The 12186-nt window shown below is 68.4% G+C and carries 10 protein-coding genes; 5 read left to right on the top strand and 5 right to left on the bottom strand.

The genetic code is table 11. The features are described from left to right. From NTX40_09320 to tsaE, 5 genes are all read left to right on the top strand, one after another. Positions 1-1338 (top strand): trypsin-like peptidase domain-containing protein (locus tag NTX40_09320; protein MCX5649277.1); only part of this gene is annotated, 1338 nt, incomplete at its 5' end. After that, on the top strand, positions 1335-2159 hold the full coding sequence (locus tag NTX40_09315; GenBank protein ID MCX5649276.1) for a sugar phosphate isomerase/epimerase: 825 nt from the start codon (positions 1335-1337) through the stop codon (positions 2157-2159). The genes NTX40_09320 and NTX40_09315, both read left to right, overlap by 4 nt. 54 nt (positions 2160-2213) lie before the next feature. Continuing rightward, positions 2214-2600 carry a four helix bundle protein gene (locus NTX40_09310; protein ID MCX5649275.1) on the top strand — a complete coding sequence of 129 codons (387 nt, stop codon included), beginning with the start codon at positions 2214-2216 and terminating at the stop codon, positions 2598-2600. 117 nt (positions 2601-2717) lie between these two features. Further along, a complete protein-coding gene (gene thiL / locus NTX40_09305) occupies positions 2718-3656 on the top strand; it encodes a thiamine-phosphate kinase (protein MCX5649274.1) in 939 nt (312 codons plus the stop codon). A 60-nt stretch (positions 3657-3716) separates the two neighbouring features. Next, positions 3717-4193, top strand: a complete 477-nt coding sequence (gene tsaE / locus NTX40_09300) for a tRNA (adenosine(37)-N6)-threonylcarbamoyltransferase complex ATPase subunit type 1 TsaE (protein MCX5649273.1) — start codon at positions 3717-3719, stop codon at positions 4191-4193. 31 nt (positions 4194-4224) lie between these two features. On the opposite strand, the gene NTX40_09295 is transcribed toward tsaE, so the two are convergent. The 5 genes from NTX40_09295 to NTX40_09275 all read right to left on the bottom strand — a co-directional run bounded on the left by NTX40_09295 (position 4225) and on the right by NTX40_09275 (position 11548). Next, positions 4225-6633 (bottom strand): WD40 repeat domain-containing protein, encoded by a 2409-nt coding sequence (locus NTX40_09295; GenBank protein ID MCX5649272.1) that lies wholly within the window; start codon positions 6631-6633, stop codon positions 4225-4227. Between the two features lie 40 nt (positions 6634-6673). After that, entirely contained in the window at positions 6674-8464 is a 1791-nt protein-coding gene (locus tag NTX40_09290; GenBank protein ID MCX5649271.1) for a hypothetical protein, read from the bottom strand. A 196-nt stretch (positions 8465-8660) separates the two neighbouring features. After that, entirely contained in the window at positions 8661-9809 is a 1149-nt protein-coding gene (locus tag NTX40_09285; protein ID MCX5649270.1) for a cellulase family glycosylhydrolase, read from the bottom strand. A gap of 2 nt (positions 9810-9811) precedes the next feature. Next, complete coding sequence (locus NTX40_09280) at positions 9812-10462, bottom strand: IMP cyclohydrolase (protein ID MCX5649269.1); 651 nt, start codon at positions 10460-10462, stop codon at positions 9812-9814. A 273-nt stretch (positions 10463-10735) separates the two neighbouring features. Then, positions 10736-11548 (bottom strand): DUF502 domain-containing protein, encoded by an 813-nt coding sequence (locus tag NTX40_09275; GenBank protein MCX5649268.1) that lies wholly within the window; start codon positions 11546-11548, stop codon positions 10736-10738. Positions 11549-12186 lie beyond the last annotated feature (638 nt).

Below are 12186 nucleotides of genomic sequence, written 5' to 3'. Positions count from 1 at the left end.
GCGCCGGCGCCCGCCGCCGCGCCGCCCACCGACGCGCTGGCCGACCGCCGGACGCCCGTCGTCCGGGCCGTCGAGCGGGCCGCTCCCGGCGTCGTCAACATCTCGACAACGCAGGTCGTCGTCCAGCAATTCAGCCCCCTTTTGGGGATGGACTTGCCGGACGTCTTCAAGCGTGAGTTCGGCGACCTCTTCCGGCCCCAGCGCTACGTCAAGAACAGCCTGGGCTCCGGCGTCATCATCAGCCCGCGCGGATACATCGTGACGAACGCCCACGTCGTCCAGCAGGCGGACCAGATCATCGTCACCCTGGCGGACGAGTCGCAGAAGAAGGCGGAACTCGTCTCGGCCGACCCCGCCGCCGACCTCGCCGTTATCAAGATCGACTCCGACAAACCCCTGGCGGCCATCCCCATGGGCACGAGTTCCGACCTGATGATCGGCGAGACGGTCATCGCCGTCGGCAACCCGTTCGGCTACCAGCACACGGTGACGACGGGCGTCGTGTCGGCCCTCGGGCGGACGATCCAGCCGTCGCCGAACTTCCAGTACGAAGGCCTCATCCAGACCGACGCGCCGATCAACCCGGGCAACTCGGGGGGGCCCCTCCTCAACATCCGCGGGGAACTCGTCGGCATCAACACGGCCATCCGCGCGGGGGCCCAGGGCCTCGGGTTCGCCATCCCCGTGGACCGCGTCCGGGAGATCATGATCGGCCTGTTGTGCATGCGGCGCCCGGGAGCCGCCTGGCTCGGGCTCCATTTCCGGGCGGATTGTCCGGGCGCGGTCGTCGCGTCGGTGGACCGCGGGTCGCCCGCCGCCAAAGCCGGCCTTACCGCGAACGACCGCATCGTGAGCGTCGCCGGCGAGGCCGTCGAAGACGCCATCCAACTGGAGACGTTCATCCTCGACCGCAAACCGGGCGACTCGATCCGCCTGGGCGTCGGCCGCGGAGAAACCGCGCACGAAATGGAAATCGTCCTCGTCGAGGCCCCGAAGCCGGACGGCGCACGCCTGGCGAAGACCCTCTTCGGCCTGGACCTCCAGGCGCTCGCGCCGGACCTGGCGGCGACGATGCGCCTCGCGGTGGACCGCGGGCTCCTGGTGGCGGGCGTCGAGCCGGACAGCCCCGCCGCCGCCACCGGCCTCCGCGCCGGCGACGTCATCGTCCAGGTGGACCGCTACCGAGTCGCGGACATCGAGACGCTCGGGGCACTCCTCGTCCAGGTGAAAAAGGGAAACCGGATCCTCTTTTTCGTGGTCCGCGGGCAATCGGTGATGCAGGCCGCACTCGCGGCCCGGGCCGGGACGGACGGACCGGAGGATGCCCGGAAACCATGAATTTGGCCTTCAGCACCAACGCGTTCAAGCAGACGAGCCTCGAGGAGAGCCTGCGCGAGATCGCCGAGTGCGGTTACGCCGGCGTCGAGATCCTGGCCGACGTGCCGCACGCCTATCCGCGCGACATGGACGCGCGGCGGATCGAGCGGGTGCGGGCGCTCCTGGAGAAACTGCGCCTCGCGTTGACCAATCTAAATGCGTTCACGCTCTTCGCCGTGGGCGACACTTATCATCCGTCGTGGATCGAGCCCGACGAAAAGGCGCGCGAGGTGCGCGTCGAGCACACTGAGAACTGCATCCTTCTCGCGCGCGACCTCGGGGCGCCGAGCCTCAGCCTGGAGCCCGGCGGGCCGCTCCCGGAAGGCATGAGCCGCTCCGAGGCCCTGGCGCTCTATCGGGATGGTCTGGCGCGCGTGCTGCCGCTGGCGGACGAGTGCGGCGTGGACCTCCTCGTGGAACCGGAGCCGCACCTCCTCATCGAGCGGCCGGAAGAGTTCGAGGAGTTGCTGAAGGGCTTTTCGCATCGGCGGCTGGGGCTGAACTTCGACATCGGCCACTTCTACTGCGTGGGCGTGGACCCGGCGGAGGCGGCGCATCGGCTCGCGCCGCACATCCGCCACGTGCACCTGGAGGACATCGCGCCGTCGCGCGAGCACAAGCATCTCGTGCCCGGACGCGGGGCGATTGATTTCCCGAAGGCGCTCCGGGCCCTCCGCGACTCCGGATACGACGGCTGGATCACCGTGGAACTGTATCCGTACGAAGCCCAGGCGCGCGAGGTGGCCGAGGAAGCGTTCTCTTATCTCGCGGAGTTCATCTGAGGAGAGTAACTGAGTGACGGAGTGACGGAGTAACTGAGGAGGCGCCGAGGTCCTATGAATGCGCGGCCGGCCACCGACATACGGACGTACCGCGACTTGGCGGCCTGGCAGAAGGCGATGACGCTGGCGCAAGGAACTTATCGAGCGACCGAAACCTTTCCCGAGTCGGAGCGGTTCGGACTCGTTTCCCAAATGCGGCGGTCGGCAACGAGTGTGGCTGCAAACATCGCCGAAGGTTTCGGCCGGGGGCGAAAGGCCGAGTTTCGCCGTTTCCTCGAAGTGGCACGAGGAAGCCTTTTCGAACTTCAAACCCACGCGGAATTGGCGAGGCGGCTCGGGTGGCTAAAGGGAACCGCGCTGACTGAGGTCCGCGACCTCTCACACGAAGTAGACGCTATCTTGAGCGGCCTTATCCGCTCCGTGAAAAGGCGAAAAGCATGAAAAGCAGCACCGCCCGTGCGCCGCCTCCGTCACTCAGTTACCCAGTTACTCAGTCACTTGCCGGACCACGGGCCATGCTCCAAACAATACGGACGATGTAGAATCGCGAGAAGATTCATGTTGCGCGACAAAGGCGAGTGGCGGCTCATCCACTGGATCCGGGACCGGACGCGCCTCGACCCGCGCGCGGTGCCGCTCGGCCCGGGCGACGACATGGCCATCGTCAGCCTCGCGGGCGAATCCGAGTGCCTCGTCACGGTGGACGCCCTCGTCGAGGGGACGCACTTCGACCTCGAGAAGGCGACGCCGCGCCAGGTCGGCTACAAGGCCCTCGCGGTGAGCCTGTCGGACGCGGCGGCGATGGCCGCCCTCCCTGTCTGTGCGGTGGCGTGGGTCGCTCTGCCAAACAGCCGCGACATGGCGTTCGCGAAAGAAATCTGCCGGGGCCTGGCCGACGCCGCCGAACGCTTCGCGTGCCCGATCGTCGGCGGCGACATTGTGAGCGGCTCCGGGCCGCTCTCGGTCGGCACGGCGCTCGTCGCCCGGGCGGACGGCATCGAGCCGGTGCGGCGCTCCGGCGCGAAGCCGGGAGATTGGCTTTTCGTGACGGGAGAACTCGGCGGCTCGGTCGTGGGGCGGCATCTTTCGTTCGTCCCGCGCGTGGCAGAGGCGAGGATCCTCGCGCGGACGGTCATGCTCCACGCGATGATTGACCTTTCGGACGGCCTCTCGACGGACCTCGGGCATCTGTGCGAAGAGAGCGGCGTCGGCGCAGAGGTCGAGGCCGAGGCCGTTCCGATCTCGGCCGATGCGAGGCGACTGGCGGAAGCGGACGGCCGGCCCGCACTTGAGCACGCCCTCTCGGACGGCGAGGATTTCGAACTCCTCTTTGCGGTCGGCCCGGAGGACGGCGAGCGGCTGGCGGCGAAGAATCCGCTCGAAGGCGTTCCCCTCTCGCGCATCGGACGCGTGACCGCGGGACGCGAGGTCACGCTCGTCCGCCCCGGCGGCCGGCGCGATCCGCTGGAGCCGCGCGGTTGGGAGCATTTCCGGTGAGCGCACTGGCGGACAAGCCGCCAGTACCACCCAGTATAACCGGCGCCAAGTGGTGACCAAGTGAGTGACACCTGGACCATCGAGACGCAAAGCCCCGAGGAGACGGTCGCGTTCGGTCGGCGGATCGGGCAAGCGGCCCAGGCGGGTGACTGCCTCGCGCTGGTCGGGGAACTCGGGAGCGGCAAGACGCATTTCGCGAAAGGCGTCGCCGAGGGACTCGGCGCCGCGGCCGCGCGCGAGGTCACCAGCCCCACCTTCGTCCTTTGCCGGGAGTACCTCGACGGCCGATTGCCGTTCTACCACCTGGACGCCTATCGCCTTGCGGGCGCGCGGGACCTGGAGGGCATCGGCGCGGAGGAGATGCTCGAAGGCGACGGGGTGGCGGCCCTGGAGTGGGCGGACCGGGCGCCGGAGATTCTTCCGAAGGACCACCTCCAGATTCGGTTCGAGGTGACGGGCGATTCGGCGCGCCGGCTGACGTTCACCTCCCACGGCCCGCGGTCGGCGGTCTTCCTGACCACGTTCCGCAACCCCTGAGTCCCCCGAAAAATAGCCCAGGGGTATTTTTCTATTCCTTGACGGTGACGGTGGCGGCGGCGCGGGCGATGTTGCCGGCCTTGTCGCTCGCGCGGATCGCCAGGCGGTGGGGTCCCTTCGCCAGGTCGCGGACGACGAAGCGGATCTCCTCGCGCGGGCTGTCAAACAGTCCGTCCGCCGGGCCGACGGCGTGCCAGTCCTCGGCCGAATCCACCGCGTAGGCCGCCTCGGTGATCCAACTGGTCGCGTCGCGGACGACGAAGCGCACCGTGACCTCGCCCCCTCGCACCTCCGTCCCGACCTTCTCGATGAGCGGCGGCGTGTTGTCGATGAGGATCGGGTCGCTCACCCGGGCGTCTTCGAGGGCGGCGTCGGCGGGGTTGTCGAGCCGGTCGCTCGCGACGACCTTGATCTCGTACCAGCCGTCGGCGACGGTGCTCGTGTCCCAGGGGAACTGAGGCTGGACGAGGTTTTTTTCGAGTCGGATCCAGGTGGGTTCGCCCTGGCCGCGGAAGTAGAGGTCGAAGGTCAAGCGGTCGCCGTTCGGGTCGGTCGCCTGCCAGACGAGCAGGCGGACCGGCTGGGGTCCCTGGGGCTGCGCGGGCTGAGGCTGCGGCGGCGGGGTCGAGTCGCCGCTCGACCGGGCGCGGGCCTGCATCGTCTGGCGGAGGCGCTCCATCGCCTGGGCCTGGACGTCCCGGCGCGCCGGGAGCGGCGCCTGCTCGCCGACGGAGGCGATCCTGGGCGGCTCATTGGCGCGGAGGTAGGCGGCCTCGAACTGTTCGAGGGTAGGCGTCACGGCGTCGTCGCGCGTCTGCATCGTGACGCGGAACTGGATGTACCGGCCGGCGGGGCTCGGAATCGCCGCCGGCGAAGCCCCAAGGTCCTTCGACCAGTCGGACCACAGCCCCTTCTCGGGGTCGCCGACGTTGCCGGTCCGCATCGCGAGGCGCACCTGCGCCCCGGCGGGCGTCCGGGCGATCCAGTCCAGCGCGCCCCAGGTGGCGGACCCGCCGGCGTCGTGGACCTGGCTCGTGAAGGTCCCTTCGCGGGCGAAACCCTTCGACAGGCCGTAGAGCCGGCCCGGCGACGCCGTGCCGACCACGACCCGCCCGCCGCGCGTGACGGCCAGGGCCATCGCCTGTTTCGGGTCCATGCCCGCGACGCAGGCATCCTCGGGTTCGCCGGCAAGCGCGACCTCGTAGATGTGGGCTTTGCGGCCGGTGGCGACCAGGAGGCGTCCGCCGGCGACGGCGAGGGCGAGAATCATCTGGTCGGGCCCCTCGAAGATGGGGGTGACGATGCCCCGGGGGGTGATGCGATAGACGCGGTTGCCGACACCGCCGCCGGGACCGCCGACGGAGATTTTCGCGGCCGTGCGTCGAGCGGCCAGCATGGCCTCCTGCAACTTTTCGGCAAGCGACTGGATCGGCTGCGGGGCCGGGGGCGTCTCGGAGGGCGCCTCGCCGGAGACGTCAGCGCTTTTCGACTCGGGTTCTCCGGAAGGATCTTGCTCGGGCGCGGCCTTTGGGAGTTTCTTCCCCGGCGGGACGTTCCGCTCGTCGGTTGAGAAGGCGTCCTCCGGCCCCCTTTCGGGGACGGGCAAGATTCGGATGGTGGTGGTCCCGGCGGGGATTTCGGCGCCGCCGCCCCGGCCGCCTGTGCCGCTGGAGGCGCCCGCGTAGAGGTTGCCGTCGGCGTCGAGCGCCAGGCCGGTGATCTCCGGCTCATCGGCGTCGTAGAGGAGGAAGGCCTTCTTGTCGGCCCAGCGATAGACGAGGCCCGCTCCGTCCGAGCCGGCGTAGAGGGCGCCGTCGGGCGCCAGGGCGAGGCACAGGAGATGCTTTTCCTCGCTATCCAGGAGGACTTCGCTCTTGCCGTCGCGGTTGATGCGGAGGAGTTTGCCTTCGTCGCCGGTGGCGGCCGCCAGGGCGCCGTCCGGCAGGCAGACGAGATCCCAGATGTACTTGACCTTCTCGTCCTCGAAGAGGACTTCCTGCTTGGGCTCCCCCTCCTTCCGGGGCGTGAGGCGCCAGAGGCGTCCCTTCGTGCCGCCGGAGCCGACGTAAAGGACGCCGTCCGGACCGGCGGCACAGGAGAAGAGGAACTTGTCGGGGAGCGTGGCGTAGAGGGCGACCTTGTCGCCGTCGATGCGATAGACGCGTCCGGCGCCGCCGGTGACGGCGAAGAGGGCGCCGTCGGGGGCCTCGGCGATCTTGGCGACGTAATCCACGCCTTTGGTTTCGTCGAGGAGGCTGTCGAGGGCCCGGCCGAGGCGCAGCGTTCCGAGGCTCGTCCAGACGACGCCGTCGGCCTTGCCTTCGGCGAAGTCCTCCTGGTTGGTTTCGAGGAAGGTTTTGGTCGCGGCCTCGCTGGGCGGCGCCCCAAGCGCGGCCAGCGCGAGGACCGTCAAGGCCAACCCGATTCGCCGATGTGTCATCTCGACCTCCACGAAAAAAACCGTGCGGCGCGGACGGACCCTACTCCGGCGCGCGACGATCCACCGTGACCTCCAGACTCGCCTCCCCGGACAGCACCCACGGAACCGCCTGGGCCGAGACGCGCGACCCGCGGAGGCCGGCGACGCGGAGGCGGGCGGCGTCCGAGAGGATGGCGCGCATGGACGGCGGGAGGTTGGGCAACTCCTCGTCGCCGACGGCCAGGCCCTCGCCGGGCGCCTCGAGCCGCGTGAACAACTGGTTCCGCGCGAGGTCGTGCCGAAGAACCCACAGCAAGCCTTCGAGGTCGCGCGGGGTGAAGCGGGCGGGGGTCTCGCGGGCCTCCTGGCGCAGGGCCTCGTCCGCCCCGCAGAAGGTCAACCGATAGGCGCCCTCCGGATAGTCCCCGGGCACGGCGACGGAGAGGGGCATCCAGAAAGGCTCGCCGCGCCACGGCCGGATCCGAAGTTCGGCGGCGACGGCGCCGCCGGGACGCACCGCGTTCGTCAGGAGCCGCGCCGTCTCAATCGCGGCGAGGCGCGACTTCGGCTCGACGTCGGCCGAAACGTCGATGGATTCGACCGTGAGCGGCTCGAAGGGGTTTTCCATGAGGAGCGACACGATGCTGCGGACCTGGGCCATCACGCGCATGGCGCCGTCGGGCGAAACGGCGAAGTTCTCGCGGACGATCGGGTCGCGGCCGACGGGCTTGACGGCCACGCGATAGGCGACCGTGTGGTCGATCGGCCATTCGGAGCGCACCAGGAGACTGTTGAGCGTCATCGCACTCGCCAGGATCGGCGAAAACAACCGATGGCGGATCACTTCGTAGCGGCTCGAGCGCTCGTCGCCGGCGCCGGGGCCGCGGACCGTCACGCGGAGCGGCACCATCGGGGCCCGCTCGTCGCCGAGGCGGCCGAAGACCGCCGTCTCCTCGTCCCTCAGCAGGCGTCCGACTTCCTTGGCCGGCGCACCGAGGCGGAACGAGGCGGCCAGCGAGGGCACGACCGTCTGGGCCACGCCCGTCATCAGGGGATAGTCGGCCTCGCCGAGACCGATCAACGAATGCCCGAAACCGTACACCCGGTCGCCGGCCACCTCGGTAATGGTTCCCATGGCCGTCACGTCCATGTCGCCGCGCACGAGGCTGACGGCCAAGGGGGCGCCCGGTTCGAGGCGGGCGCCGGCGGCCAGGTCGGCGGGGGCCGCCCCGCCCTGCATCGGCACCAGACCGAAGGGCGCCAGTTGCTCGCCCAGGTGGGCCAGCAGCCGAGGCGACGCGCCGCTGACCATCAGGGGCGTGCGGATGGAGCGCATCTGGAACGTTTCGCGGCCGGAGGCCGCAGGGGGCGCGTCGCCCAGCGCCGAAGCGGGAATCGAGACGGCCGGATCCGCGTCGGCCCGCCGGGCACTCGGCGGCCGATCGGCCGGCGGCGAGCGGTCCGCCACCTCGAGCATCTGCTCGATGGGTTGGACGCCGACGATCGGCGCCTTGCTCCATTGGAACGCATAGGCCGCGGCGCCGACGAGGCGGCCCTCAATGTAAACGGGCGACCCGCTCATGCCGGCGACGACGCCGGTCTCCTCGAGCCCCGCGCCGCGGCAGCGGATCATGATGAGATCCCGCCCCGGCGAGACGTTCTTGAGGACCGCCAGGACGACGATTTCGAACTCGGTGATCTCGGAGCCGACGAGCGTGGTCTTGCCGACGCCGGTCATGCCGGGCCGAACTTCGGAGAGGGGCATGTAGCGCGGGTCGAGTTCGGCCGCCTGGAGCAAGCCTGCCATCACCGACGCGAGAGCCAGGGACCCGACAAGAATCCGGATACACATCGGCAGCAGCCCTCACATGGAGCCGTCGCAGGGGTGAGGAATGCGGACGGCCGATCGTTCGCGGCCACAGCGGCCGGCGAAGGCGATGGCGCGGCGAGGGAAGTCTAGGTCGCTCGGCCGGGGCGGGCAAGCAAATTCCCATCTTCGCCCGGCCGCGGACGCCTCTGCCCTCGGGTGCACTCGGTGCGCCGGCCGCTCAGACAGGCGTTTTGAGGCCGAGGGCGTCGAGAGTTGCGGGGTCGGGCGCTCGGCGTCCGTCTTTCTCGACGACGACGCTGAAGCCGCCCGCGTAGTCCCACATGGCCCAGCCGATATGGTGCTTTTCCAGGGCGGTGCGCACGTCGCGGATCCAGCGAAGGCGCGCCTCGGGCGGCGAAACTTTGCGGTACACGCCGAACTCGTTGCACGTGAGGCGTACGCCGTGCGCTTTGGCCCATTCGGCGGCGCGGACGACAAGGGCCTCGATCTTGTCGGCGTTCCAGCGTTCTTCGCCATAGCGCCGGAGGATTTGCTTCGCCCTTTCGTCGGCGATGCCAGGGAGTATCTTCTCGACGGCCTCGGGGTCGGCCGGATAGGGCACGTCTTTGAAGTGTCGCCAGAAGTCCGCGCCCCAGGTCGCGCCCTGGTGGGTGAAGTTGTGCGGCTCGTAGAGGTGGAAGTTGTACACGACGTTCGTGTCGGCGACGGGCTCGACTTTCCCCAGTTCGTCCACGTTCGACCAGCGCGGCCCCGTGGCGATAAGCGTGTGGCGGGGGGCCGACGCGCGCATGGCGGCGAGGACTTGCTTCTGGACGGCGTTCCATCGGGCGGCATCCGCAATGACGGGCTCGTTCATCACCTCGAAGAAGACGCGTTCGGGGTCGGTTCCGGCGAGATGGGCGGCCAAGGCCCGCCAGAAGGCGACGAGCCGCTCGACTGCCGCGTCGTCCTTCGCCAGGGGGGTCTTGAAATCGTCGTCCGGATGGAGGTCCACGACGACGGCGACGTTGCGCGCAAGGAACCCCGCGATGGCGGCGTCGAGCAGCGCGAGGCGTTCGGCATGGAAGGGAAGGCTTTCGGGTGCGTCGCTCACGGCCTTCGGATTCAGCGTCAGGCGGACGTGTGAGAAGCCCATCCGGGCGATGAGGTCGAGGTCGCGTTCGGTGTTGTACGTCGTGAGATGCTCTCGGCTATAGTTGCCGCGCGGCGACTGGGCGAACCAGTGCGAGAGATTGATGCCGCGCGCCAGGCGCGCGAAGCGCGCGTCGCTCACCCCCTCGGACGGCGAAGAGCCGTTCGCCTTGGCCGCAAGCATCAGGCCTGCGCACACGATCACCAGGAAAGCGACCGACCGCATCCACCTCATGGTCACGCCTCCACCGTGAAGCCGGCCAGGTCGAAGCCGTCGGCCGTCGCGACGGCCGCGGCGGAGCAGACAGGCTTCTCCAGACGAGCGAACGCGCCGCCGGAGACGATCCACTCGGCGGCTTCCTGGGCGGTTTCGGCCTCGAAGTCGCTCGAGTAATCCGGCCGCGGATCGTTCACCTCGTAGGTGGCGAAATAGAAGGCCTTGCCCGCCTCCAACGCGAAGGAGCGGACGTGCAGGCCGTCCGCCCGCACGATGCCGCCCCACCCTTCGGCGGCGCCGCGGGCGACAGCGACGGCGATTCGCGGCGTATTGAAATCGTCCTTCTCATAGTCCAGGACGATGAGCGACTCCGCGAGCGCGTCGCGGATGCTCATGCCGCTCGCGATCTTCTCGGCAATCGGGTCGGTCTGCGAACCGTTCGTGGCGACGGCCACCACGCGCCCCGCGCCCTGGGCCACACGGACGCAGTTGTAGGCGATGTACGGGTTCTTCGAGAGGTCGGACTCGTGGCCTTCGCGCGGGACGATGGCCAGGCCGCGCGGCGTCCGGACGGTCCGGCGATTGGGAAACGAGCGGCTCGAGACGCGGTACATGACGGCGTTGTTTCCGTTGGGGGTGCGGCCGACGGCGACGATGCGTCCGACGTACATGGGGTTGCTCCTGCCATGATAAAGTGTCAGAGACCTTCCGTTGCATCTAACAAAACCTTATCCCGCCATCTCTGCCGGGGACGGAGGGACGAAAGACACGTCAATGACGAAGGACGAAATCCGAATGTCGAATGAATTCCGAAATCCGAATGATGAAACGGAGGCGCGCAGTTCGGATTTCGTCATTCGGAATTGATTCGTCATTCGAGTTTCGCCATTCGGATTTTCCCTCTGTCTCTTTGTCCCTCGCCGCCGGTACGCGGCGGCATTCTGTTAGAGACCCTCTGGCTCGTCCGCCGGGAGCGGCTTTTTCGTTTCCGCCTCGCCGACGGAGCCTTTGATGACGGCGCGGGCTTCCTCGGCCGTGACGCTGAGGGCCACCGAGAGCGACTCGATCCGCTCGGCGGGAGGCATGATCATCCCGCCGGAAATGACGTACTGGAACGCCTCATCCACGGTGATCGGCAGGTCAATGACCTCGCGGCGGGGAACCGAGACGCAATAGCCCGTCACGGGGGTGGGGGAAGTCGGCACGAAGACCGTGAGGAGTTCCTGCTCGGTTTTTTCCGAGAGGGCGCGGAAACTGCGCCCCGTGACAAATCCGATGGACCAGAGGCCCCGGCGGGGGTACTCAACGGCGACGACGCGGCGAAACTCGCCCGCCCGCTCCGAGAAGAAAAACTCCGACACCTGTTTCGCGCCCGGATAAATCCGCCGGAGCAGCGGCACGTGCACGAGCCACGATTCCACGAACCGCAACAGCCGGTTCCCGATGAACGTCCCCAGAAAATACGCGCCGACCGCAAGGCCGATGATGGACCCGACCGGGCCGAGCCACCACATCCAGTACTGGCTGTACCAGGCCAGCACGCTGCCGGCCGTCGGCACGCCCGCGGCATCGTACTCGCCGAGGGGGATGCCGGACACCCAGTGCACGACGTGCATGATGGCCGTATTGACCGGCTGGCCGAGGTAGCGATAGACGAACGAGAGGCCGAGCACGAGGACGACGAGCGTGAGGAGGCTCGGCACGAGGGCGGCCAGCCCGCGCCAGAACGAACGTTTTACGCTGCGCATCAGATCCATTGACCGCTCCCCGACAGTGGAATGCGACACCCCTAATTCTACAACGCTATCTCAACGCAGAGATCGCGGAGAGCGCAGAGATAAGATTTTCTTCACAACTTACACCGCGTGCCCCGGCCTGGGCCGGACGCTGTTCCTCAGCCACAAGCCGTAGCGCGGGGGTTTATTCCCCGCGCTACCATTTTTCCTTTTGACCCCTTGACGGCCGTTCTCTGCGTTCTCCCCATGTAAGAAAGGGGCCCTCTGGGCTGCGGTTAAGAACACAGCGTAGTAGTACTAACCGGAGTCCCATAATAGCAGAGCGGGACGCCTTTCGCAACAGGCGGGGTGTGACTAGATTTTCCGGCGAACGTTAGGTCTTTGTAGCGCGGGGCTTTACGCCCCGCGCGGTCCCGGCGCACCGGGACGCACGGCTGGACAAGGCCCGCCGTGCCACACACGGATTTGAAAGCGGCCTCGACGACGTGCCACTATTTGCGGCCACACCCCAACAGCCAGGGGAACCCAATTTGCTTGCGGGTCGGCCTCGCGGCCGTATAATCGTCTGGGGTAGGTTTTTCGAGGCTCCGTTTCATGTTCTCGCTTGCCGGTTCCAGAACTGTTACGGAAGGCGCGGCGCGCGGGCTGGCGGTCGCGCT

This window comes from Planctomycetota bacterium, assembly GCA_026387035.1.
Taxonomy (GTDB): domain Bacteria; phylum Planctomycetota; class Phycisphaerae; order FEN-1346; family FEN-1346; genus JAPLMM01.
The sequence above is the reverse complement of the archived record's forward strand: the minus strand, read 5'-3'. Positions and strand labels throughout refer to the sequence as shown.